Origin of the sequence: Longicatena caecimuris, assembly GCF_018406465.1 — a bacterium.
Lineage (GTDB): Bacteria > Bacillota_I > Bacilli_A > Erysipelotrichales > Erysipelotrichaceae > Longicatena > Longicatena caecimuris.
The window spans coordinates 234564-259019 of the sequence record NZ_AP024510.1 but is presented as its reverse complement, the minus strand read 5'-3'; the positions used below and the strand labels follow the sequence as shown (position 1 = coordinate 259019).

Here is a 24456-nt window from a genome sequence, read left to right as displayed (position 1 = left end):
ATTATACTACAGATTCATGATTTGTATATGCTTTAAGAAAAGTTTAAGGTTTCTTATCTTGCAACATCGCATAAAATCTTATATGATAAAGTCCTATGAAAGGAGCGGACTCTTATGGTACAAAAGCATCAAAAAATAATAGATTTTCTACTGTTCGGCATCTTACCGGCCGGACTGATTCATACCTTATATCTGCTCTTGTTTAAAACACCTTTTTCCAACGATGCCATATTGATGATTACTGGCTCTATCATCGTGTTGGGAATCCTCCCATGGATATTTTACCACACTCATGAAAACGAGGATATTCTCCATGATGCACAACATCAGATATGGATGTTGCTGTTTCTAGTATATGTCTTCCAATTGGCTTATTTGTTATTTTTTTCAGCTGATTTTGCGCGCGATAAAGTAAATCTGTTGGATGGAAATTATGGAACGGCCTTGCAGATACAGTGGGAAAACGGAACCAATCTTATGCCCTTTAAAACCATTAAGCAGATGATGATTATTTTCGATATACCAGCCATTTCCAATCAAATCGCTATTATCAATTTATTTGGTAATTTCATTGCATTTATGCCTTTTTCCTTCTTTTTACCAAAGTTATTTCCATGTATGAAGAAAGCTAGATGTTATCTTCCCTGTATAGCATGTATCATAATCGCAGTTGAAGTAACACAGTTTTTCACCTTAACCGGTACGATGGATATTGATGATTTCATTCTGAATTTTGGCGGTGCCTTATTATGTTATCTTCCCTTATACAGTATCTACCATCTGCATAATCAACCATATAAAAACACATCACTTTAAAGGATGTGTTTTTCATTTTCTGATTTGTATATTATTCAGCTTTACCAGCAGAACCAAATTCTTCCATCATAGCAATAACTTTTGCTTTGATTGCATCAGCACCTGGTTTTAACAATTTACGAGGGTCATAACCTTTACCTTCTGTGTCTTTACCAGCTTCGATGTATTCACGAGTTGCAGCTGCGAAAACCAACTGTAATTCTGTGTTAACGTTAATCTTAGATACACCTAAAGAGATAGCTTTTGCGATCTGATCTGCAGGGATACCTGAACCACCGTGTAATACTAATGGCTTACCATTTGTAACATTCTGGATTTCGCCCAGACGTTCAAAGTTCAATCCAGCCCAATTTGCAGGATATTTACCATGGATATTACCGATACCAGCAGCCAAGAAATCAACGCCTAATTCAGCAATTGTCTTACATTCCTGAGGATCAGCTAATTCACCCATGGAAGTAACACCGTCTTCTTCACCACCGATGCCACCAACTTCACATTCAATAGATAAACCTTTTGAATGAGCCAGTTCGATCATTTCTTTTGATTTTTCTAAGTTTTCTTCAAATGCATAATGAGAACCATCAAACATTACTGAAGTGAAACCAGCTTCGATACATGCTTTCGCACCATCGTAAGAACCATGATCCAAGTGCAGAGCAACTGGAACTGTAATTCCCAAATTGTCGTGGATTTCTTTTACCATAGCGACTACGGTTTTAAATCCGCACATGTATTTAGCAGCACCTTCAGATACTCCTAACATAACTGGGGATTTTGCTTCCTCAGCTGCCAATAAGATTGCTTTCGTCCATTCCATGTTGTTGATGTTAAATGCACCAACAGCATAATGACCTTCATGTGCTTTGTTAAGCATTTCTGTTGCAGAAACTAATGCCATTTTAAATTCCTCCTTGTCAATTTTACACTCTTATTCTACTTCATTTTTATCTTTTTGAAAAGCTTTTCTGCCATATAATTTTGAAAATGCCTATAATATCAAAAGAAAGCATGGTACCCCATGCTTAGTATTCTTCATCCGCTGTTTTCTCAGCCACAGCTTCATGTTCAAATTCTTCATCACTTTCTTCGTCAATCAGAATTTCTTCTGTATCTACAACAACTTCATGATATGTGTGACGCTCACGCAGATCCCAGCGGTTTTCACCTACGCATACAAAACGATCGTCAAGAGACAAATCACTGTAGAACTGTGCGATATTATCCTCTTCTTGTTGTTTTGTAAAACCGGCAATCTGGCAGACTTCCTCCCATATTTTTAAAAATGTAACAGCCTTTTTCTTAGTTTTCATGAGATCGAAGGCTATATCAATCATTGCTTTTTTCATAGTAAACGCTTTTCCTCCTACATTTTTTCAATGGCATCAACACCAATCAGAAACAGTGCATTTTTTAATGTGATTCGTGTAGCTTTTAAAAGAGCCAGACGTTGTGCGGACAACGCTTCATGCTCAGGGTCAATAACTTTACATGCATTATAGAAACTATGGAAATGCTGGGCCAGTTTCTGTATATAGTTACATACTTTATGTGGCGCTCTTGTTTTAGCGGCATCACTTACGACATTTGTGAATTCATTGATATATTTCATCAATGAAATTTCTTTTTCATGCGTCAGCAAATCATAGTTTGTTGCTTCCTTAAAATCAGGTGCCTGACGTAAAATAGAGCATATTCTCGCATGTGCATACTGTGCATAGTATACTGGATTGTCATTGCTTTGTTTTCTTGCCAGACCAAGGTCAAAATCCAGATGCGTATCAACGGCACGTTGTACAAAGAAATAACGGACAGCATCAACGCCTACCTCATCACAGAGTTCACGTATGGTTACCGCATTCCCTAAACGTTTACTCATTTTCACTTCTTCACCGTTTTCTACAAGCCGAACCATCTGGATGATATCTACCTGCAATTTTTCAGGATCGTTTCCTAACGCCTGAATACTAGCCTTTAATCTTGGGATATAGCCATGATGATCAGCCCCCAGCAAATCAACAAGTAAGTCAAAACCACGGTCTAACTTATCCTTATGATATGCAATATCAGGTACCAGATATGTATAAGAACCGTCAGTTTTACGTAAAACACGATCTTTATCATCACCAAACTGTGTTGTTTTAAACCAAAGCGCACCTTCTTCTTCATAGGTCAGCCCTTTTTCATGCAACACTTCTAAGGCTTTTTCTACTTTTCCATCATCTCTGATCTTTTGTTCACTGCTCCAAACATCAAAATGAACGCGGAAATTATCCAGATCGCACTTAATCTTATCTAATTCAAACGCGATGCCTTTTTCTTTAAAGAACTTCAAATTTTCGTCATTTTCTTCTGCATACGTCTGACCATATGTTTGCGCAAGTTTAACGGCAATCTTTCTAACATCCTCGCCATGGTAACCATCTTCCGGTAATACAAATGGAAGACCTAAGTATTCACGGTAACGTGCCTGCAACGATTTTCCCAAGTTGACAATCTGATTACCGGCATCATTCACATAATACTCACGTGTCACATCATAACCACTTGCTTTCATTAAACGTGTAATACTGTCACCCCATGCAGCACCACGAGCATGACCAAGGTGTAAATCACCCGTTGGGTTCGCTGAAACATATTCTACATTTACGCGTTCATGATTTCCTGTTTCGTTATGTCCAAAGTTATCTCCTTGCGCCAATACGGTTTTAATAATCTGTGCAAGAGATGTATTTTTAATTTTGAAGTTTAAAAACCCCGGCCCGGCTATTTCGCAATGTTCAATAGCAGCTGCTTCCATATCCAGGTTTTGCTGCAACGCTTCCGCAATGACACGTGGATTGTTTTTCAATAATCTTGTCAGTTGCATGGCCAGGTTTGTAGAATAATCACCATGGCTTTTGTCTTTAGGGATTTCAATTACGATCTTTTCAATTTCCACTTCTGTATCAAACGCTTTTTTAGCAGCATCTGCTAACGCCTTCTTTAAGTTTGTTTCAATCTGATTCATGCCATAACCTCCTTCATCGTACATAAGAAACGAAAACTGTCGCTCACTTCCCCATTCACCATGACATCATATTCTACAGCGATAATATTATCCTTTTGAATATATTTATGCGTAAATAATGTAAGTTCTATGGTTCCATATTCCGAACGGATCGTTCCTCTTGTTTTTTCATTCTCCCGAAAGCATAATTCAGTTATCATTTCGCCACTGCGTTTTAGATAAAAACTATCTTGTTCTGCACGCACTTCCACCACGGTTGTTTGATCACTCTCTATATAATGAAAAGAAATGTTGTCTTGCTCTGGCAACAGTTCTAAATAGCCTTTAAATAAAATGTTTTTCTGCTTTGTACCCAGATGTGTCTGCTTTAACGTAACGTGTTTTTTCATGCTTTCACCACTTATCATGAGCATTATAGCAGAAATAGGCTAAGGTGCAAGCCTTTTTTATGGAAATTTAAACTTTTTTATGATTTTGTGCTTACCCTTACTTTTTTATTCAACATGATAATCTAATCATGGAATATTATTCTATAATTGGATGTTCTATTTTTATAATATGCAGTGTAGAAAGTTTTATTAAATCTTATTTTTTTAACCTTTTCCAAAACTTCGTTATCATATTTATCCAATTGAAACGAGGTATCTTCATCATTTGGATACAAGTTGAGTACTTTTTATTATGGCTTTTCCCTATCCTTATATTATATAGCGATTATTTTTGCACGCCCTTTTTTCATATTTCTCTTCCTTATAATATATAGGACCTTCTCTTGCAAAAGTCTTCCTTATATTATATAGAGCAATTTAGAGCAAAAACTCTTCCTTATAATATATAGGGGCATAAGAAAATCTCTTCCTTATAATATATATGTCTGTCATGCAGTTATATCGGTTGCTTTGATTCCTATATATCACATGTGGTGAATTCTTTCTAGACAAATCTATTCTTCTTCGCTATATTCCATTATTAGAATATATCCTTTTTATTGATTATAGAAAAAGAAATTAGATGCATCCTTTGCATATGTAACCTGTTTTTAAATATAAAAGCTTTACCTGCTTCTATACGCATAACTTTTCTGCACAAACGAAACAACATATATATTTATAATATTCTATTAATAGAATATATAGTTCTACGTCTTTCTGTATCAGTTTGTTTAAAAGACAAGGAGATGTTCAAACTAATATCGTAAAGAGGTGTCGCTTATGAAATGGTTTCGCAGAATTATCTTTGGCAGTATCTTTTTTATTCTTACGGCTTTTATCTTGTTATACACATATGCTTTCATAGACAGATTGCCCCTGGATGAGCAAAGAAAAAATATCACGATTTATGATTGCAATGGCAATGTCATGTATGAATCCAATTTTAAAAAAAATATGCAGTGGACTTCGATTGACGATATTCCTGAATTCATACAAGATGCCTTTATCAGTGTAGAAGATAAGCGCTTCTATTATCATGCCGGTTTTGATCCAGTTCGCATTATCAAAGCTTTATCAACAAATCTGGTACATGGGGATATTCTGCAAGGGGGTTCTACGATCACACAACAATATGCCAAAAATCTGTTCCTGACAAATGAACAAACGGTTTCACGCAAGATTCAAGAATTTTTCTATGCCACAAGACTAGAAATGCAATATAGTAAAAAAGATATTTTAGAAGGTTATTTAAACACGGCATACTTTGGACATGGCATTTACGGCATACAATCAGCTGCACATTATTTCTTTGATTCCGATATGAAAGATTTAAGCGTTGGGGAAACGGCCATGCTAGTAGGTATTCCAAATGGTCCCAGTATTTATTCCCCATACCTTCACAAAGAGAATGCCATTAAGCGACAACACCTCATTTTAAAACTTATGCGTGAACATGGGGTTATCACAAAAGCTGAAGAAGCACAAGCTCGCCAAGAACCTCTGGTCTTATCACAAAACCATAAAGATAGTCAAAATGGTCTGAACGAATATTACGTTGATGCCGTGATTGCAGAACTCAACGAACTATCCATCGACTTAGATCAAGAAATCCATGTACATACAAACTATGATCCAGATGTACAAGCGGCCTTAGACAAATCCATACGGGCTCACATGGATATGAATGATGAACTAGAAACCGCAGGTATCATCGTTCAGCCCTTTACTGGTAATATCCTGGCAATTGCCGGAGGAAAGGATTACACCATTTCCCAATATAACCGGGCCAGCCAGTCTTCGCGTCAAGTTGCCAGCACGATTAAACCACTGTTATATTACTGTGCCTTACAACAGGGCTTTACCCCAGCCACACAATTTACTTCACAGAAAACAACCTTTCGCCTTGCGAACAACGAAACTTATGCCCCAAGCAATTATGATGATCAATATGCCAATGCAAAAATCTCATTGATCAATGCCATATCATTAAGTGACAACATCTATGCCGTTAAAACTCATCTGTTTTTAGGTGAAGATACCCTGCATCAAGCACTATTGGATTTTGACATTAAACAATCACAGCCAAACCCAAGTGAAGCCTTAGGCACTGTGAATATGAATTTACTGGAGCTGTCGCGCATTTATACGACGTTTGCTTCTGAAGGGCTTTATGTTAAACCAACGATGATTTCATCTGTAACAAGCGATGATAAAGTTTTATATGAACATAAGACAACTCCTAAACGCATGCTGCAGCGAAATGAAACTTTACTGCTCTCACAATTGCTGACTTCAACTTTTGATATTCGCAATAAAGGCTATGCGTTTCCAAGTATGTATGGCTATCAGCCGAAAGTGACAATGGCTGCGAAATCTGGAACGAGTGATTGGGATTCCTTGGTCATGGGGTACAATCCGGAATATGTCATCGGGGTATGGTGTGGCTTTGATGATAATCGCAAGCTGGCAAAACAATATTATGCAAACAGTAAAAAGATCTTTCAGGATACAATCAACACACTGTATAAAAATCAGAAAAATATCTGGTATCAACCAAGTGATGATATCATGGAAGTACAAGTAAATCCGATTACGGGAGTACCTTCCAGTAACGGCTCTACCTACTGGTTTTTACGCAATAGCTGATAAATAGGGCTTTTTTGTCGAAAGTCAATAAAAAACAGGCAAATTTAAAAAAAAATAAAAAAAATTTTAAGAATTTTAAAAAATGTCATTAAGCCTTTGTTCATCGGTTAAATGCGGATTTCAAATGGGGTCGTAAAGTGACAAAAACGTAAGATTTTCAAAAAATGCGGGTTGCACGATTAAAAAGTCTTTGTTACAATGAGGACGTTGATGTCGAGGTGATAACATGAACTTTATCGAAAAGAACACAAAAAAAGTTGCTCTTGTCTTAGGAATTGCTACAGCGCTCTCTGCTGTTACAACAGTATATGCAGCATCCAATACAGACGGATGGCACGATGGCGTCTACATGGTAGATGGAAAAGTTAAAACAGCTTGGCTGTTTGAAGAAACAGGTGCTGTCTACTACCTGAATGATGAAGGTAGAGCTGTTACAGGATGGAAAACAATCAACGAAAGCACTTATTATTTCAACGCAAACGGTGAACGAGTAAGTGGTGACGTGGTGATTGATGGTCACAAGTACGCTTTCCAGAAAAACGGAAAACTGTTACTTGGATGGCAAGATGAAAACACTACATACTATAACCAGTATGGTGTAAAAGTTACCGGTGAACAGAAAATTGATGGTAAGACTTATAACTTTGATGCTAACGGCAACATCCAGAAAGGTTGGATGAAGCTGAATGGTAAAAAAGTCTACTTCAAAGAAGATGGTTCTCTGGCAACAAGTGAAACTAAGATTGATGGTAAAAAGTATAACTTCCAGTCTAACGGTACTTTAAAATCCGGTTGGACACATGAAAACGATATGATTCAGTACTATAACAAGTATGGCTATCGTTTAAAAGGTTGGCAGACCATTAAAGGTAAGAAGTACCTTTTCAGTAAGAATGGAAATGCCTACACAGATACGAAAAAAGATGGTTACAAATTCGATAAGAAGGGTGTAGCTAAGAAAATTAAGAAGAAAGCGAAAGCTGAAACAACAACTTATGAAACAGCAGCGTCTACTTCTTATTCAGCTCCAAAAAAGAATAACAATGCAAATTTGAACCCTGCTGGTCATGCCGGTAATGGTTCTGCTGCATCAATTGCATCTTCTTATGTAGGTTATAACTACGTATGGGGTGGTGCTAGTCCTGCTGGATTCGACTGTTCAGGTTTAATTTACTATGCATACAATCAAGTCGGAGTAAGCGTACCTAGATCTGGTTATGGCCAGGCTGGTATGGGTTCTGCGGTTTCTTACAACAACATGCAGTATGGAGATGTCATCGTTTGGGATGGCGGATCTCATGTGTCTATTTACATTGGTGGTGGACAGATGGTTCATGCAGCAAATCCTAGTATGGGTGTTATTGTAAGTGGTGTCAGTGAATGGGCTTCTTACGGACAGAGTATTACAGGAATTCGTAGAGTATAAAAAACAAAAAAAGAGAGTTTCTCTCTTTTTTGCTTATTTACATTAGGTATTTCTATCTAAAGTCTCCTAAATCGATGTTTTTAAGCGATTTAAGAGACTTTTTTTATTTTCCGCAACATCTTCCTATTGAATCTCGTTTCTCTTCTTAAAACGAATAAATCTTAATTTTTCTTAAGTAACTACTTTCATCTGCTCATCTTCATCCACATCATCTCTCATCACAACCCTTTTTTTCTTCTTCCCCCTTCCTCATACAAATCGAGTAGGGTGAAATAAATCACCCTCTCACACCACCGTACGTACGGTTCCGTATACGGCGGTTCGTTTTAATTTCAAATCGTGTCTCTCTATATAGTAATCTAAACAACTGACTAGTCCTTTTTGGGCTAGTTTTTCTTCTGATATTGCTCTTATCACACATGTCTTGGTTACTACCCATTGATAATGGTCTCCCATATATGATGTCTGTCTTGCTCTATCTTTTGAAATCCCAAGCTTTTGTAATCCCCATTGTCGCTTGCTGGGAACTTTCCACTGCTTCCATATAATTACTCGAAGTCTTGTACGAAGATGTTTATCTATATTCATCATATGTGTTTTCATATTACATATGGAATAATAGTTTATCCATCCTCGTATTACTTGGTTCAGTTGTCTTATCCTTTCATTTAAAGCCATTGTGTTCTTTCTGATTGTTAGCTGTTTCAGTTTCCTCTTAAATCGTTGTATGGAACTTGCGTGTGGTCTTGCACAATATTTCTTATCTTTTGTATCATAATAAAATCCAAAGCCTAGATATTTTAATTTGTTAGGTCTTGTGATATGCGTCTTTGTCGCATTCACTTTCAGTCCCAATTTGTGTTCAATCCACTTTGTGATTGTATGCATCACTCTGTTCGCACTGGCTCTACTTTTTACCGCTATCACGCAGTCGTCTGCGTATCTGGTAAAGTGTAATCCTCTGCTTTCTAATTCTTTGTCTAATTCATTTAGGATAATATTACTTAATAATGGCGATAGGTTTCCACCCTGTGGTGTTCCCTTTTCACTCTTTTCATATTTTCCGTTTATCATGATACCTGCTTTAAGATATTTTCGTATGAGCGACTCTGTATCTCCATCATTTATGATGATGTGTACATAACTCATCAATTTATCCTGTGGCACGTTGTCAAAGAATTTCTCTAAGTCAATGTCTACTATCCATTCATATCCATCATTGATATATTCCAATAATTTATTTATGGCCTGCTCACAACTCCGATTTGGTCTGAATCCATAACTATAATCCGAAAAGAACGTTTCACATATTGGGCTTAATACTTGTACCATTGCCTGCTGGATGATTCTATCCATTACCGTTGGTATCCCCAGATTTCTAGTTCCTCCATTCGGTTTTGGTATTTCAACTCGCTTTACTGGCTGTGGTTTGTACTTCCTTTCTGTGATTTCTGCTCTGATACTTTCCCAGTTTTCTTTTATATAAACATAGGCGTCCTCAATCGTTATTTCATCAATTCCGCTTGTTCCTTTATTCGCTTTTACACGTTTATAGGCTTTGTTCATATTTTCTCTGTTCAGTATCTTTTCTAATAGTTCTGACATACTTTGTGCACTCCTTTCCTTTCCGCTTTCTTACAAATCATCATACGTGTTTTGGATATTTGCTCATTTACGTTTTCACTCATTTCCTTGTCTGATTATTGTAAGAAACATACATTTTGCTCGTGCGATTAAAACGTTCGGTCCTTCAGTATCTCTACCTAATATGACCTCTGCTGACTTCTCATTGTTCGTTGTTACTACTCCTCGACTGCCCGTCGTTCTACGTCTCGCCTACTGAGTCAATGAGACCTCGCGGGGTAAGTCACATATCTTTCCTCGTTTACTTATCTGATTTACGCCATTAGGTTACGGTTATCTTTTGGACTTTGATGCTTCATGCCATCTCATCCGCTAATGCCGCCTTATTATCAGCCGTCTGAATTTAATGTTCAGACTTCCTGTCCGTTAAGCCACGATTTCGCTATTGCTTCCTCTCTCCCATACCTCACGATATGAAACTTGCAAGTCGCTCTTGGGTTCGTCGATAACTACGCCCCGAGGGATTTTCACCCTAGATATGTGGCATGCCCGCCACACAATCGAGTAGGGTGAAATAAATCACCCTCTCACACCACCGTACGTACGGTTCCGTATACGGCGGTTCGTTTTAATTTCAAAGCGTGTCTCTCTATATAGTAATCTAAACAACTGACTAGTCCTTTTTGGGCTAGTTTTTCTTTTGATATTGCTCTTACCACACATGTTTTGGTTACGACCCATTGATAATGGTCTCCCATATACGATGTCTGTCTTGCTCTATCTTTTCTAATCCCAAGTTTTTGTAATCCCCACTGTCGCTTGCTGGGTACTTTCCACTGTTTCCATATAATTACTCGCAGTCTTGTACGAAGATGTTCATCTATCCTTGTCATATGTGTTTTCATATTACATATGGAATAATAGTTTATCCATCCTCGTATTACTTGGTTCAGTTGTCTTATCCTTTCATTTAAAGCCATTGTGTTCTTTCTGATTGTTAGCTGTTTCAGTTTCCTCTTAAATCGTTGTATGGAACTTGCGTGTGGTCTTGCACAATATTTCTTATCTTTTGTATCATAATAAAATCCAAAGCCTAGATATTTTAATTTGTTAGGTCTTGTGATATGCGTCTTTGTCGCATTCACTTTCAGTCCCAATTTGTGTTCAATCCACTTTGTGATTGTATGCATCACTCTGTTCGCACTGGCTCTACTTTTTACCGCTATCACGCAGTCGTCTGCGTATCTGGTAAAGTGTAATCCTCTGCTTTCTAATTCTTTGTCTAATTCATTTAGGATAATATTACTTAATAATGGCGATAGGTTTCCACCCTGTGGTGTTCCCTTTTCACTCTTTTCATATTTTCCGTTTATCATGATACCTGCTTTAAGATATTTTCGTATGAGCGACTCTGTATCTCCATCATTTATGATGATGTGTACATAACTCATCAATTTATCCTGTGGCACGTTGTCAAAGAATTTCTCTAAGTCAATGTCTACTATCCATTCATATCCATCATTGATATATTCCAATAATTTATTTATGGCCTGCTCACAACTCCGATTTGGTCTGAATCCATAACTATAATCCGAAAAGAACGTTTCACATATTGGGCTTAATACTTGTACCATTGCCTGCTGGATGATTCTATCCATTACCGTTGGTATCCCCAGATTTCTAGTTCCTCCATTCGGTTTTGGTATTTCAACTCGCTTTACTGGCTGTGGTTTGTACTTCCTTTCTGTGATTTCTGCTCTGATACTTTCCCAGTTTTCTTTTATATAAACATAGGCGTCCTCAATCGTTATTTCATCAATTCCGCTTGTTCCTTTATTCGCTTTTACACGTTTATAGGCTTTGTTCATATTTTCTCTGTTCAGTATCTTTTCTAATAGTTCTGACATACTTTGTGCACTCCTTTCCTTTCCGCTTTCTTACAAATCATCATACGTGTTTTGGATATTTGCTCATTTACGTTTTCACTCATATCCTTGTCTGATTATTGTAAGAAACATACATTTTGCTCGTGCGATTAAAACGTTCGGTCCTTCAGTATCTCTACCTAATATGACCTCTGCTGACTTCTCATTGTTCGTTGTTACTACTCCTCGACTGCCCGTCGTTCTACGTCTCGCCTACTGAGTCAATGAGACCTCGCGGGGTAAGTCACATATCTTTCCTCGTTTACTTATCTGATTTACGCCATTAGGTTACGGTTATCTTTTGGACTTTGATGCTTCATGCCATCTCATCCGCTAATGCCGCCTTATTATCAGCCGTCTGAATTTAATGTTCAGACTTCCTGTCCGTTAAGCCACGATTTCGCTATTGCTTCCTCTCTCCCATACCTCACGATATGAAACTTGCAAGTCGCTCTTGGGTTCGTCGATAACTACGCCCCGAGGGATTTTCACCCTAGATATGTGGCATGCCCGCCACACATAAAAAGCATCCAAAACGTTACGTTTATCGGATGCTCATTATGCACCATATGCTATAAAACACTGCGACCGTTTATTACTACATCTAACAAATGCAATTCACTATCCAGTATGACCAGATCAATCTTATGACCTAGGCGAATATCACTTGTATAACTCTTCACGATATGCGCCGCATTTTGCGAAGTCATCAAGATGCTTTCAGCAAGTCCATAGGCATCATATAGCTTACGAAAGATATCCAACAGGTCTATACAGCTTCCTTTTAGAACGCCTTCTTTATAAACTGCATGATGTTGTATGTAACTGCCATCATCTAGCACATGACCTTCAGGATAGGCCAATCCGGAGTTTATCGTACCGTCGCTGATTGCGATGACCCGTTTTGCACCCAACAGTTTAATCAGCCATTCTAACATTTTTGATTGTATATGTGCACCATCCATAATCATTTCACAGCTGCATTGGGATAAGAGCACGGCATCAAACATCGTCGGTTCATGATGATCAATGCCAGGCATAGCATTGCATAGATGCGTCACCTGGGAGGCACCTTCTTCAAAAGCCTCCAGCATTTGCTCATACGTTGCCTTACTGTGACCGATTGATACTTGAACACCATATAGATGCAATAAATGTATCGCTTCCATGGCATTTGTCAATTCCGGGGCAATCGTCATCACACGGATATCTTCATGATATTCACTTAGAAATGTATCTAATTCATTTAAATCAATTTCTTGTAACTGATTTGCATCTAATAAACAATGCATCGCTTTTGATAAATAAGGGCCTTCCAAATGAACGCCTGCATAACGTGCTCCCATCGTATTTCCTTGAAAAGCCTTTCGATATGCTTTCAGAATTGGAATATACTCTTGTAAAGGACGTGGAGATAAGGTCGGACAAAATGTCGTTACCCCTCGTTTGGCATATGCATTGGCCAATTGACGAAGATTTTCGATATTTTCATCATCACAGCTATATCCACGAAAACCATGCGTATGAATATCGACAAAGCCTGGGATAGCGATATGTCCTTTCCCTCTAGGTGTCTTAAATTCCATGCGCTCCACAAAACCATCTTCTAAATAAAGATCACCAAAAACCATCGTGCCATCCAGCATAAAGCTTACATTTTCAATTATCTTTTTCATGCTATGCACCTCACTCCTTACATTGTATTTCATAAAGGATGCTTTTACAAGGATAATTATGTACACCTAACATTTCTTTACCGCCACATTCTCTTTCCCATCTTATCATGCTATCAAGTATGCTGATTTAATAGCTTCTTTTTGCGTATAGTTAAAAACAGTCAAAAAGTTCATTTCATTGAACATGTTCTTTCTTCCCTTTGAAAATACCAAATCCTTATCCTTTCAAAAGACTTCAACGAAAGGAAACCTTTCATTTTACTATTTAACGTATCATGAACAAAAGCAAAGCGAGAAAATCGATGATTGTAAACAATCATTCAAGAAACTTATAAATATCTACCGCTTATACAAACTACTAAGCTTTCTGAACACCTATCACTATTGGTGTTGTGTATACAAAAAAAGCCCTTATAAAGCTAAATAGCATTATAAGGGTCATTCAGTAATCACAAATTATAATTTGATAAATTTCTCTACATCAATTACGAAAATAGTAGCTCCTCCAACTTGAACCTCGACAGGGAAAGATGCATATCTTCCAATATCATAAGATGCAGTGCTCGGTACAACTTCTGTACGTCTTCTACTGTATTCGCCAATAACTTCTATGGCACGTTCAACCTTATCATCATCCGTACCAACAATCAAGGTAGTATTTCCGGCACGCAGGAAACCTCCAGTCGTCGCAAGACGTGTTACCTGATAATTCTCCTTTGTCAACGCACTGGAAACTGCGGGACTATCATCATTTGACATGATCGCTAAAATGAGTTTCATATGCAATGCTCCTTTCTTCAATTTATATGTTTATTCTAACACTTAATAGGAGGTTTTACAATTAATAAATCGTGAATATGTTAAATGGTTTCACAAGTATTTTCACTTTTTTTCAATGCTTTATGCTTTTTTATGAAAAGGTGAAAAATCATGTATTTTACATAAATTTATGAACAAATTGAAAGGTTTTTCCTATTCAAAATATGCTATAATAGGACAGTCAAAGGAAGTGATCATATGGATAAATTAGGTTTAGTTCTTGAAGGAGGCGGCATGCGCGGGCTTTATACAGCCGGTGTGTTAGACTTTCTTATGGATCATGATATATATACAGATGGCGTCATTGGCGTCAGTGCCGGTGCCTGTCATGCGTGTAGTTATGCTTCTAAACAACGTGGACGTGCCTATCGCACAAATACAGACTACCTGCATGATAAACGTTATATGAGCATGCAGTCTTTGCTCAAAACGGGTGATTTATTTGGAGCAGAATTCATGTATAACGAAATTCCAAACAAATTAGACCCTTACGATTATGATGCATTTAATCGCTCTGGCATTAAATTATATGCTGTGGCAAGTAACTTGGAAACAGGAAAAGCCGAATATTTACAATGCATTAATATGTTGCATGATGTCATCTATGTAAGAGCCAGTGCATCCTTACCGCTATTATCCCGCATTGTGGAAGTAGATGGCAAAAAGTTGCTTGACGGTGGTGCATGTGATAGCATTCCCGTAAAACAATTCCAGAAAATGGGATATCAGAAAAATATCGTAGTCCTTACCCAATGCAAAGACTATCGCAAGGGAAAAAACAACCTTCTTCCTCTCATCCGTCGCAGTTATCGCAAATATCCAAAGTTTGTTGAAGCATTGGCAAATCGTCATATCAACTATAATCGCACGTTAGATGAATTAGGGGTAATGGAAAAAGAAGGCCGTATTTTGGTTATTCGCCCTAGTTCTCCGGTTACGATTGGACGTTTAGAGAAAGATGAGAAAAAGCTGAAAGCATTATATGAGCAAGGTTATGAAGACGCTAAAAACAGCATGGAAGCATTGATGGAATTCATCAAGCGCTAATGCTGCTTTTTTTGTGCTTATATCGTTTTCTCTTTAACATCCTCATCTGTTTGCAGTATCGTGATATTCTATTTGTCACATGCTTATTTCTTCTATTTCCTATGTCCATTCCTATTTGTCATCTGCTCTCTCCTTTTTGTCATATGCTCATTCCTTACTGCCATATGCTTTTTTCTTCTTTTTCATACATTCTTTTAGAATATTCCATTTCGTCCACTTTTCTCACTTCTCATTTATATTCTTCCTACTTCATGGTAAAATAAGAGATATAAACGAGGTGCAAGTATGAAACGAACAGGATGGTTATTTTTATTAATTTTTACTTTAATACTAAGCAGCTGCAGCTCTTCTAATGAAGAGTCGGCATCAGATACGACAAAGACACAGGATGTAACGATTACCTTAACGCAAAAAGAAACCTGTGAAAAGTTGGCAAACATCATTTGTGATGGCGATATACAAGCACTGCAAAATGACTTTACGTATTTAGATGAAATGGGAAAAGCTGTGAAGGAAAAAAACTTTCAAACACAGATTATGAGCTTTTCAAAGAGCTGTGGCAGTGTGGTATCTTTACAGACACCTTATGCCCAGTCCTATCAAGGGAATGTTGCCGTTTTTCAACCGGTAATAACGCAAAAACAGAAATTCAATCTGCAAGTAACCTTTGCGGGTGATAAGATAGCCGGTATTTTCTTTCGCCCATATCAACTTCCTGAAGAAACGATGAAGATGGATGGCATAAAACAAAAAGAAATGGATTTAAAAATAGCAACTGGCGGTAACATAAAAGGTTATTTGTGCACGCCTGAAAAAGGTGATAAATTTCCTGTAGTGATCCTGTTGGGAGGTTCAGGTCCCAGTGATCACAATGAAACCATCGGGAATCAGAAACCTTTTTATGAGCTTGCCAAGGAATTAGGGAAACAAGGTATTGCGACGTATCGCTTTGATAAGCGTACCTTAGAAAATACCTTTACCCAAACCGACACCATACAGCAGGAATATATAGAAGATGCCTTATCTGCTATTCAACTGATGCAGCAGCAAAAGCAGATTGACAAACAGCGTATTTATGTGTTAGGGCATAGCCAGGGAGGTTATATTTTACCTCGCCTAAATGAACAAACAAAGGATGTAGCAGGCTATATCTTTATGGCTGCTCCTTCTCGACCAATCGAAGACAGCATGGTAGAGCAACTTACCTACTTGGCGAAGTTGGATGGCAAAGTAGATGCTGAGGAACAAAAGCAGCTGGATGAGGCTGAAACAGTACGAAAACAGATCAAACAAATAGCTTCCAGCAAGCACGATGATACGCTTTATTTGGGTATGACACGAGCTTATCTTATGGATCTGGCCACATATGATCCAGTAAAAACAGCAGAAAAGATCCAAGTGCCGGTCCTGCTTTGTCAAGGACTACGTGATTATCAAGTGACCAAAACGGATTTAAAGCGTTGGCAACAAGCATTTGCTGAAAAAGCGAATTGGACCATTCGTACGTATGCAACGGCAAATCACGCAATGAGTAAAGGTAGTGAACAGCCTTCACCAAAAGATTACAACCAGGAGGCAGGATTAGATGTAACCTTTGTGAAAGACATTGTACAATTTATAAAATAAAAGCATAAAAAGAAAAGGCAAGTTTCCACATGCAGGTGGTACTTACCTTTTTTTGTGATACTATAAAATCCTTTGTATAACTTAAGTAGGAAACTTACATAGCGAATACTTATACATTGAAGCGGAAATGTAAGACATCACCGTCCTGCACTTCGTATTCTTTCCCTTCTAAGCGTAGTTTGCCGGCTTCTTTAATTGCCTGCTCACTGCCTAATGCATCAATATCTTCAAAGCGGTAACATTCCGCACGAATGAAGCCTTTTTCAAAGTCCGTGTGAATGACACCTGCACACTGTGGTGCCAGCATTCCTTTACGGAATGTCCAGGCACGACATTCATCTTCACCGGCAGTTAGGAATGTACAAAGATTTAAGATTTGATAAGCTGTTTTGATGACTTTATCAAGTCCGCTTTCTGGTATACCTAATTCCTGTAAAAAAGCATTCTTTTCTTCTTTATCCAGGCCAGACAATTCCTCTTCGATCTTAGCGCATACAGGTACAACCTGATTATGTTCACTATCTGCCAGCTCTTTCACCTTCTGATAATAGGGATTATTTTCTGGCTCTGCGATTTCTTCATCTGACATATTAGCAATGTAGATCATTGGCTTTAAGGTCAATAAATTAAATGCTTTGATAAGCAATCGTTCTTCCTTTTCCAAATCCAAGCTTCTAACAGGCTTTCCGGCTTCTAAAGCTGCTTGTAATTTTTTTAGTACGTTGACTTCGGCTATCGCATCTTTATCTTTGTTTGTCATCGCCTTGCGTTCTACTTTGCTTAAGCGATTTTCGATTGTCTGTAAATCCGCCATAATCAGTTCCAGATTAATGATTTCAATATCGCGAATGGGATCCACACTGCCTTCGACATGCGTAATATCTGCATCATCAAAACAACGGACAACATGACAAATAGCATCTGTCAAACGAATATTACTTAAAAATTGATTTCCTAAACCTTCACCCTTGCTGGCACCTTTTACTAAACCGGCAATATCGGTAAATTCAAAAGTTGTATAGATGGTTTTCTTTGGATGAAACAGCTCTACCAAACGATCAATACGATGATCCGGCACTTCTACGACACCAACGTTCGGTTGAATGGTCGCAAAGGGATAATTGGCTGCCTCTACCTGTGATTTTGTGATTGCGTTAAATAATGTAGACTTTCCAACATTAGGAAGCCCAACAATTCCTGCTGTTAATGGCATACTATCCTTCCTCTCAACTCTAACATTCTACCGTTTTTTTTAAGGTTATGCAACTGTTTGCGCACGTATTTGTATATACATTTTTATTGATTCGTGAATTTAATTATCCCAATCTTTTTTCTTTAACCATAAGCTAATGGTGATGGCTATCATCGTAATTGTTCCAGCAAGAACTACATAATCTATTGGCGCTTGTTCCATTCTGTGTTTTATGAATAAATCGATGTCCAGAATAGATAGTACGCTAAATCCATATAGAGCTATTTTAATCGATGCAGCATTCACTATACCCACATAAGCATCCTTCCAAATCAAAGATAGCGTCACATATAAGATGAGTATAAAAAATGTGATAAAGCCATAATCCGTAAAGCTTACGGTTTTCCCTATTTCTATGACCTTACATTCATTCAAAATGATTGCCCCACATAAAAGAATAATTGCTAAAGCAAAGGCTTTCGTCATAATCTTATTGCGTATGGCTTTTTGTCTTTCATCAAATTGTTCTATGTTCATTCCTCCCAAAATAAATCATTCAGTGTTTTATCCAATGCTTTACATATCGCAATGCATAAACGAATACTGGGATTGTAATCTCCCTTTTCAATGGCGTTCATTGTTTGTCGCGTAACACCTACACATTCTGCCAGTTCTTTCTGTGTCATATCTTTTGTTGCTCTTGCGGCCTTTATTCGCAAATTCTTTGCCATAACACCACTTCTCTTTCTACCTATATAGTATAACCAATATTACTTTATGTCAAGTATATATTACTTTTATTACGATTTAAATTACTCTATTAAAACTAGGTGAATCTTTCTTGATGTTTCTTTTAGTTAGCAAGACACGCTGAGAAAGCATTAAAAAAACCGCGATAGCTGCGGTTTCATTCTTCCGATTTTGGTGCATGTTCAATAACACGTTTTAATTTTTTTTCAAATTCCACACGAGGAAATAACACGCTGGTACCGCAGCCCTGACATTTGATACGGATATCAGCTCCCATGCGGATAATTTTCCAGTATTTCGATTTATGACATGGATGCTCTTTCTTCATCTCTACGATGTCATTCAAATCATATTCATGCTTTATCATGTGCTCATTCCCTTCTCTTTATTTAAGTTATCTTCATTGTATCATAGTTTTTATCGTTCGTCCCATGAAACATGCTCTCTTTGTTCATAGGATTGCAAAGTATTTTCTAGCAACATCGCAATGGTCATAGGCCCCACCCCTTTCGGCACAGGAGTTATATAACCAGCAACCTCACTAACGTTTGCAAAATCAACATCCCCACACAGCTTATTTTGATCATCACGGTTGATACCGACATCAATTACGACAGCACCTGGTTTTACCCAATCACGTTTTACAAGACGCGCTTTTCCAACCGATACAACTAAGATATCCGCACGTTTGGTAATACTTTTAATATCCTCTGTTTTGGAATGACAAATGGTTACCGTTGCATTATGATTTAATAAAAGTTGTGCAACCGGTTTACCAACAATATTACTACGTCCAAGAACAACAGCCTGTTTACCGCTTAAATCTGTCATGCCGATTTCCTCTAGCATTCGTATAATACCTTTTGGCGTGCAGGAAAGGAACGTTGGTTCTTGTAATAGCATCTTCCCTACATTCACCGGATGAAAGCCATCCACATCTTTTTTTGGATCAATCGCATGTAGAATCACATGCTCATCCATATGTGCAGGTAAAGGAAGCTGTACCAAAATACCATCCACCTTGGTATCGGTGTTCAACTGATGAATGATCTGTAACAATTCATCTTCACTTGTGGTAGCCGGCAGTAAAATGAGATCATTTTCCATGCCGATTTCATGACAAGCTTTCTCTTTCCCTTTCACATAAGATACACTGGCAGGATGTTCTCCTACCAAAACGACAACAAGCTTAGGGAGTCGTTTTTGCTCATTTTTTAACTTCATGATCCGCAAGCGCAGATCTTTTTTTACTTGCTTAGCAATTTCACTGCCATATATCACATTTGCCATACGCTTAGCCTCCTATAATTCTGCACTGTCTAAAATGATCGTAACCGGACCATCATTCAGCAATTCTACCTTCATATCAGCGCCAAACACACCTGTTGGTACTTGCAATCCATATGAACGTAATTCTTTATTAAAGAGCTCATAAAGCGGGTTTGCCTGCGCAGGGTGTGCCGCTTTCTCGAAACCGGGACGTCTTCCCTTCTTACAATCCGCATACAATGTAAATTGCGAAATTGAAAGAATATCTCCCTGAATATCCGATAACCCACGATTCATCTTTCCTTGTTCATCCTCAAAGACACGCAATTCAGCACATTTTTTTGCCATTTTCTTCACAATGCCTTCATCATCACTCTGGGTAATACCTACCAAAGCTAAAAAACCATTTTGAATGGCGCCATGCACTTGTCCATCAATTGTAACGGATGCATGCCGCACTCTTTGTAATATCACTCGCATATCATTTTCCTTCCATTTTCCAATACTACTTGCTATAATCTTTTCCTATTTGAAAAACAAGGGCACCCCCCTTGTTTAATATGTCAAAATTTCAACACCTTTTTCGGTTACCAGTAAGGTATGTTCCCATTGAGCAGAAAGCTTGCCATCCGCCGTATAAGATGTCCATCCATTATCTTCATCAATATAGAGATGATAATCTCCCTCATTGATCATCGGTTCAATAGTAAACACCATACCGGGAGCCAGAATCATGCCTTTTCCCTTACGCCCTACATGTGAAACGATAGGATCCTCATGGAATGCTTTCCCAACGCCATGTCCGGCAAAATCTATCACGACACTATAACCTTTGCTCGTTGCATATTCATGAATCGCCGCTCCAATATCGCCTACATGCCCCCAAGGTTTGACAGCTTTTATACCGATTTCCAGACATTCTTTCGTCACTTGTACCAAACGCTTTGCCTCTTCACTCACTTCACCAATCATAAACATTCGCGAAGCATCGGAGTAATAACCATGAAAAATGGTGGAAACATCTACATTGACGATATCGCCTTCCTGTAAGATGATTTCATCATCCGGAATACCATGACATACCTCATCATTAACCGATGTACAAACACTTTTAGGAAAGCCTTCATAATTCAAAGGAGCAGGTATTGCCCCATGACTTACTGTGTAATCATACACCAATCGGTCAATATCTCCGGTACTCATACCGACATGTATATGCTTTGCGACATGATCAAGTACACCGGTGTTAATAGCAGCACTCTTTTTGATACCAAGAATATCCTTTGTACTTTTGATCAAACTGCGATCTGGCACAATCTCGCCATTTCTAGCAAATTCGCGAATTTTTTCATCAAACTTTTCATGACATTGTTTATATTTTTTGCCACTGCCACACCAGCAGCGGGAATTTCTATGCATTTCCATATCTTTACACCTCTTTACGTCGTATAGTATATCACGTATCTCTTAAATTTTCATACCATTTCCTAAAAAGTAATACAATTGCCATGACAAAGCCGAATTAAAGATTGACTTTCCTTATATACACCGATAAAATTATGCATAAAAGGGTGTGAATGTATGAAAGCAAGAGAAAAATTCTCATCGCGCTTAGGCTTTATCCTAATCTCAGCGGGATGTGCAGTCGGACTGGGGAATGTCTGGCGGTTTCCTTATATCACCGGCCAGTATGGCGGAGCTGCCTTTGTATTGCTATATTTATTATTTCTGATGCTGTTAGGCTTACCTATCATGGTAATGGAATTTTCCGTAGGACGCGCATCTATGAAATCGGCCGCAAAATCTTTTGATGTACTAGAGCCAAAAAAGACAAAATGGCATTTCATCAAATATGTGGCAATCGGCGGTAATTACATGCTGATGATGTTTTATACGACCGTTGGCGGATGGATGTTGAATTACTGTTTAAAAATGATAAGTGGCACTTTTGAAAACCAGTCAACAGAAGCAGTGGGGCAGATATTTCATGATATGCTCGCAAGTCCTGCGCAGAACCTGTTTTGGATGGTCGTAATTACCATGATCGGCTTTCTCGTCTGCAGCAAGGGATTACAAAATGGGGTTGAAAAGATTTCCAAATATATGATGTCCTGTTTATTTATTGTTATGCTGATACTGGTGATACGCGCTGTCACTTTACCAGATGCTGTAGAAGGTTTAACGTTTTATTTAGTGCCTGATTTTGGTAAAATGATGGAAAACGGCTTATGGGACGCCATTTTTGCGGCAATGAGTCAAGCCTTCTTTACGCTTAGTCTGGGTATCGGAGCGTTGGCTATCTTTGGCAGCTATATCGGAAAAGATCGTTCTTTACTAGGTGAAAGTCTGAATGTCTGTATCTTAGATACTTTAGTTGCCTTTATTGCCGGTTTGATTATTTTCCCTTCCTGTTTCTCTTTTGGTGTAGATGCCGGAAGTGGCCCAGGATTGGTATTTGTGACATTACCAAATGTCTTTAATGCCATGGCTCAAGGACGCTTATGGGGAACCTTATTCTTCTTATTTATGTCCTTTGCAGCATTAACGACCATTATTGCCGTATTTGAAAATATCGTTGCCTTTGCTATGGATAGCGGTTGGTCAAGAAAGAAAGCCGTATGGGTAAATTTCTTTGCCATCCTGATTTTATCACTGCCTTGTGCATTAGGATTTAATATTCTATCCTTCTTACAGCCATTAGGTGAAGGAACAACCATTCAGGACTTAGAAGATTTCATCGTTTCCAGCAATTTATTACCATTAGGTTCCTTATTATATCTATTATTCTGTACCTTCCGTTATGGTTGGGGATGGAAAAATTTCCTTGGTGAAGCAAATACAGGAAAAGGGCTAAAGTTTCCTAGCTGGATACGAGGCTACGTCAGTTTCATACTGCCTGTCATCGTCATCTTTATTTTCTTCCAAGGTTATATCGAGAAGTTTTCAACACCATGGAATGCAATCTTACCAATTGTTTTGATCCTGTTTATCATCTTTATACCAATACATGCATGGATCATACAACATAAAAAAAAGCAGTAATTCAGCTAAAAATGACTCCTTGAAGTAGTAAGGAGTCGTTTTTTATGGAAAGGTAATGGCGGTTTGTTTATGGAATGAACAAATGCAAACGAGGGAGTAAGTACCATTACCAAAGTCTTTCAAGGTATTACTTACCTTGTACTTTTAGTATAAGACAGCTTTGTGAAAAACATATGAATAGTATTTGAATTCTGTGTTAATTTATTAAAGAGCACATACAATAAGACCTCTACGAGGGATAGAGGTCTTAAGCATGAAGGCCGGTAATGGAAATTATAAAATTATGTAAACATGATAGCTGTTGTTACTATTACTATAGGGATGGGGAAACGATTTCCATTACCACACAAGCAGTAAGTCTGCCTGTACCTATACTATAACGTGCGAATGTGAAGGATATGTGATGGTCATGCGTTTTTTTACAACTTTTTGATAATCATAAGAGAGGATATAAGACCTTCCCCATACAAATACCCATCTATGATCGATCATCATTCCACTCTTCCCTTTTTCTTTATTTGTGTTAAAATACCTCTGACATTATAAATTCACATAGGAAGGAGATTATTATGAATCGTTTCTGGGGACATCTTTCAACGATCAATCATCATAAAATACTGGTAACTAAATTATGCTTTCGCTGCCATTTATATAAGCAAGGAATCTTACACGATTTATCAAAATATTCACCTGTTGAATTTTGGGCAGGAGTTACCTATTATCAAGGCTTTCGCAGCCCTATTAATCGAGAAAAAGAAGTAAAAGGGTATTCCCTTGGATGGTTGCATCATAAAGGACGGAATCGTCATCACTGGGAATACTGGTTGGACAATGGAAATGTAAAAAATGGTGTCATTGCTATTGAAATGCCTGTCAACTACGTTGTTGAGATGATTTGCGATCGTATTGCGGCATCCATGACCTATCAAAAGGAAAACTATACCGATGCCAGTGCTTTAGAATACTTCTTAAACGGTTATGACAGAGTCATGATGCATCCTAACACAAAAGCATTGACACAGCATATATTAGAATATTTAAGAGATCATGGTTTAGATCAGACCATTGCTTATATCCGGCATAATATTTTAAAAAACAAATAATTTTTTATATGACCTAAAGAATTGTGCATATGATTGTACTATCACAATTCTTTTTTTATTACTAAAAGTTATACTATAGTCCTTTCTATCGTCT

22 protein-coding genes are annotated in these 24456 nt (G+C 37.9%); 7 read left to right on the top strand and 15 right to left on the bottom strand.

The features are described from left to right. Positions 1-114 precede the first annotated feature (114 nt). Positions 115-816 (top strand): VanZ family protein, encoded by a 702-nt coding sequence (locus KJS44_RS01225; RefSeq protein WP_008691217.1) that lies wholly within the window; start codon positions 115-117, stop codon positions 814-816. A gap of 31 nt (positions 817-847) precedes the next feature. On the opposite strand, the gene fba is transcribed toward KJS44_RS01225, so the two are convergent. The 4 genes from fba to KJS44_RS01205 form a co-directional block, all read right to left on the bottom strand. Continuing rightward, a complete protein-coding gene (fba, locus tag KJS44_RS01220; RefSeq protein WP_008691216.1) occupies positions 848-1717 on the bottom strand; it encodes a class II fructose-1,6-bisphosphate aldolase in 870 nt (289 codons plus the stop codon). Between the two features lie 124 nt (positions 1718-1841). Further along, positions 1842-2165, bottom strand: a complete 324-nt coding sequence (gene rpoE, locus KJS44_RS01215; protein ID WP_008691215.1) for a DNA-directed RNA polymerase subunit delta — start codon at positions 2163-2165, stop codon at positions 1842-1844. A 17-nt stretch (positions 2166-2182) separates the two neighbouring features. Further along, complete coding sequence (argS, locus tag KJS44_RS01210) at positions 2183-3826, bottom strand: arginine--tRNA ligase (protein ID WP_008691214.1); 1644 nt, start codon at positions 3824-3826, stop codon at positions 2183-2185. Continuing rightward, the gene (locus KJS44_RS01205) at positions 3823-4215 is read right to left on the bottom strand and encodes a DUF1934 family protein (RefSeq protein ID WP_017144535.1); all 393 of its coding nucleotides are present in this window, start codon (positions 4213-4215) and stop codon (positions 3823-3825) included. The genes argS and KJS44_RS01205 overlap by 4 nt, the downstream gene beginning before the upstream one ends. 822 nt (positions 4216-5037) lie before the next feature. Between KJS44_RS01205 and KJS44_RS01200 the strand changes: the two genes are divergently transcribed. Together KJS44_RS01200 and KJS44_RS01195 are read left to right on the top strand one after the other, a co-directional pair. Further along, positions 5038-6903 carry a transglycosylase domain-containing protein gene (locus tag KJS44_RS01200; RefSeq protein ID WP_008691212.1) on the top strand — a complete coding sequence of 622 codons (1866 nt, stop codon included), beginning with the start codon at positions 5038-5040 and terminating at the stop codon, positions 6901-6903. Between the two features lie 226 nt (positions 6904-7129). Continuing rightward, a complete protein-coding gene (locus KJS44_RS01195; protein WP_008691209.1) occupies positions 7130-8329 on the top strand; it encodes a C40 family peptidase in 1200 nt (399 codons plus the stop codon). Positions 8330-8614: 285 nt separating this feature from the next. On the opposite strand, the gene ltrA (KJS44_RS01190) is transcribed toward KJS44_RS01195, so the two are convergent. The 4 genes from ltrA (KJS44_RS01190) to KJS44_RS01175 form a co-directional block, all read right to left on the bottom strand. Further along, the gene (gene ltrA, locus KJS44_RS01190; protein ID WP_017144534.1) at positions 8615-9934 is read right to left on the bottom strand and encodes a group II intron reverse transcriptase/maturase; all 1320 of its coding nucleotides are present in this window, start codon (positions 9932-9934) and stop codon (positions 8615-8617) included. Positions 9935-10500: 566 nt separating this feature from the next. Next, positions 10501-11820, bottom strand: coding sequence for a group II intron reverse transcriptase/maturase (gene ltrA, locus KJS44_RS01185; RefSeq protein ID WP_017144543.1), 1320 nt, complete (start codon positions 11818-11820; stop codon positions 10501-10503). 590 nt (positions 11821-12410) lie between these two features. Then, positions 12411-13514 carry an N-acetylglucosamine-6-phosphate deacetylase gene (locus KJS44_RS01180; protein WP_008691206.1) on the bottom strand — a complete coding sequence of 368 codons (1104 nt, stop codon included), beginning with the start codon at positions 13512-13514 and terminating at the stop codon, positions 12411-12413. Between the two features lie 456 nt (positions 13515-13970). Continuing rightward, positions 13971-14294: a cyclic-di-AMP receptor gene (locus KJS44_RS01175; protein ID WP_008691205.1), complete on the bottom strand. Its 324-nt coding sequence runs from the start codon at positions 14292-14294 to the stop codon at positions 13971-13973. 237 nt (positions 14295-14531) lie between these two features. Between KJS44_RS01175 and KJS44_RS01170 the strand changes: the two genes are divergently transcribed. Further along, a complete protein-coding gene (locus KJS44_RS01170) occupies positions 14532-15380 on the top strand; it encodes a patatin-like phospholipase family protein (protein WP_008691204.1) in 849 nt (282 codons plus the stop codon). 285 nt (positions 15381-15665) lie between these two features. After that, the gene (locus KJS44_RS01165; protein ID WP_008691203.1) at positions 15666-17006 is read left to right on the top strand and encodes an alpha/beta hydrolase family protein; all 1341 of its coding nucleotides are present in this window, start codon (positions 15666-15668) and stop codon (positions 17004-17006) included. Between the two features lie 109 nt (positions 17007-17115). Here KJS44_RS01165 and ychF read toward each other — a convergent pair whose 3' ends face one another. From ychF to KJS44_RS01130, 7 genes are all read right to left on the bottom strand, one after another. Further along, positions 17116-18219 carry a redox-regulated ATPase YchF gene (gene ychF, locus KJS44_RS01160; protein WP_008691202.1) on the bottom strand — a complete coding sequence of 368 codons (1104 nt, stop codon included), beginning with the start codon at positions 18217-18219 and terminating at the stop codon, positions 17116-17118. A gap of 99 nt (positions 18220-18318) precedes the next feature. Further along, positions 18319-18735, bottom strand: a complete 417-nt coding sequence (locus KJS44_RS01155) for a hypothetical protein (protein ID WP_008691200.1) — start codon at positions 18733-18735, stop codon at positions 18319-18321. Then, on the bottom strand, positions 18732-18929 hold the full coding sequence (locus tag KJS44_RS01150; RefSeq protein WP_008691197.1) for a helix-turn-helix transcriptional regulator: 198 nt from the start codon (positions 18927-18929) through the stop codon (positions 18732-18734). The genes KJS44_RS01155 and KJS44_RS01150 overlap by 4 nt, the downstream gene beginning before the upstream one ends. 176 nt (positions 18930-19105) lie before the next feature. Next, on the bottom strand, positions 19106-19315 hold the full coding sequence (locus tag KJS44_RS01145; protein ID WP_008691195.1) for a DUF951 domain-containing protein: 210 nt from the start codon (positions 19313-19315) through the stop codon (positions 19106-19108). Between the two features lie 50 nt (positions 19316-19365). Beyond that, positions 19366-20238, bottom strand: a complete 873-nt coding sequence (gene folD, locus KJS44_RS01140; RefSeq protein ID WP_008691194.1) for a bifunctional methylenetetrahydrofolate dehydrogenase/methenyltetrahydrofolate cyclohydrolase FolD — start codon at positions 20236-20238, stop codon at positions 19366-19368. A gap of 12 nt (positions 20239-20250) precedes the next feature. Next, a complete protein-coding gene (gene dtd / locus KJS44_RS01135) occupies positions 20251-20697 on the bottom strand; it encodes a D-aminoacyl-tRNA deacylase (RefSeq protein ID WP_008691193.1) in 447 nt (148 codons plus the stop codon). A gap of 75 nt (positions 20698-20772) precedes the next feature. Beyond that, on the bottom strand, positions 20773-21642 hold the full coding sequence (locus KJS44_RS01130) for a methionyl aminopeptidase (RefSeq protein WP_008691192.1): 870 nt from the start codon (positions 21640-21642) through the stop codon (positions 20773-20775). A 156-nt stretch (positions 21643-21798) separates the two neighbouring features. Here KJS44_RS01130 and KJS44_RS01125 point away from each other — a divergent pair, with 156 nt between their 5' ends. Both KJS44_RS01125 and KJS44_RS01120 read left to right on the top strand, forming a co-directional pair. Continuing rightward, positions 21799-23259, top strand: coding sequence for a sodium-dependent transporter (locus KJS44_RS01125; protein WP_008691191.1), 1461 nt, complete (start codon positions 21799-21801; stop codon positions 23257-23259). Positions 23260-23828: 569 nt separating this feature from the next. Continuing rightward, the gene (locus KJS44_RS01120) at positions 23829-24362 is read left to right on the top strand and encodes a DUF5662 family protein (protein ID WP_008691190.1); all 534 of its coding nucleotides are present in this window, start codon (positions 23829-23831) and stop codon (positions 24360-24362) included. The last annotated feature ends 94 nt before the right edge of the window (positions 24363-24456 follow it).

Bases quoted from the DNA above. Each gene is read 5' to 3' on its own strand.
- KJS44_RS01120 (WP_008691190.1), top strand. From the start codon at position 23,829: ATGAATCGTTTCTGGGGACATCTTTCAACGATCAATCATCATAAAATA.
- dtd (WP_008691193.1), bottom strand. From the start codon at position 20,697: ATGCGAGTGATATTACAAAGAGTGCGGCATGCATCCGTTACAATTGAT.
- KJS44_RS01130 (WP_008691192.1), bottom strand. From the start codon at position 21,642: ATGGAAATGCATAGAAATTCCCGCTGCTGGTGTGGCAGTGGCAAAAAA.
- argS (WP_008691214.1), bottom strand. From the start codon at position 3,826: ATGAATCAGATTGAAACAAACTTAAAGAAGGCGTTAGCAGATGCTGCT.
- ltrA (WP_017144534.1), bottom strand. From the start codon at position 9,934: ATGTCAGAACTATTAGAAAAGATACTGAACAGAGAAAATATGAACAAA.
- ltrA (WP_017144543.1), bottom strand. From the start codon at position 11,820: ATGTCAGAACTATTAGAAAAGATACTGAACAGAGAAAATATGAACAAA.
- rpoE (WP_008691215.1), bottom strand. From the start codon at position 2,165: ATGAAAAAAGCAATGATTGATATAGCCTTCGATCTCATGAAAACTAAG.
- KJS44_RS01165 (WP_008691203.1), top strand. From the start codon at position 15,666: ATGAAACGAACAGGATGGTTATTTTTATTAATTTTTACTTTAATACTA.
- fba (WP_008691216.1), bottom strand. From the start codon at position 1,717: ATGGCATTAGTTTCTGCAACAGAAATGCTTAACAAAGCACATGAAGGT.
- KJS44_RS01155 (WP_008691200.1), bottom strand. From the start codon at position 18,735: ATGAACATAGAACAATTTGATGAAAGACAAAAAGCCATACGCAATAAG.
- KJS44_RS01175 (WP_008691205.1), bottom strand. From the start codon at position 14,294: ATGAAACTCATTTTAGCGATCATGTCAAATGATGATAGTCCCGCAGTT.
- KJS44_RS01145 (WP_008691195.1), bottom strand. From the start codon at position 19,315: ATGATAAAGCATGAATATGATTTGAATGACATCGTAGAGATGAAGAAA.
- KJS44_RS01205 (WP_017144535.1), bottom strand. From the start codon at position 4,215: ATGAAAAAACACGTTACGTTAAAGCAGACACATCTGGGTACAAAGCAG.
- KJS44_RS01180 (WP_008691206.1), bottom strand. From the start codon at position 13,514: ATGAAAAAGATAATTGAAAATGTAAGCTTTATGCTGGATGGCACGATG.
- KJS44_RS01195 (WP_008691209.1), top strand. From the start codon at position 7,130: ATGAACTTTATCGAAAAGAACACAAAAAAAGTTGCTCTTGTCTTAGGA.
- KJS44_RS01170 (WP_008691204.1), top strand. From the start codon at position 14,532: ATGGATAAATTAGGTTTAGTTCTTGAAGGAGGCGGCATGCGCGGGCTT.
- ychF (WP_008691202.1), bottom strand. From the start codon at position 18,219: ATGCCATTAACAGCAGGAATTGTTGGGCTTCCTAATGTTGGAAAGTCT.
- KJS44_RS01125 (WP_008691191.1), top strand. From the start codon at position 21,799: ATGAAAGCAAGAGAAAAATTCTCATCGCGCTTAGGCTTTATCCTAATC.
- KJS44_RS01225 (WP_008691217.1), top strand. From the start codon at position 115: ATGGTACAAAAGCATCAAAAAATAATAGATTTTCTACTGTTCGGCATC.
- folD (WP_008691194.1), bottom strand. From the start codon at position 20,238: ATGGCAAATGTGATATATGGCAGTGAAATTGCTAAGCAAGTAAAAAAA.
- KJS44_RS01150 (WP_008691197.1), bottom strand. From the start codon at position 18,929: ATGGCAAAGAATTTGCGAATAAAGGCCGCAAGAGCAACAAAAGATATG.
- KJS44_RS01200 (WP_008691212.1), top strand. From the start codon at position 5,038: ATGAAATGGTTTCGCAGAATTATCTTTGGCAGTATCTTTTTTATTCTT.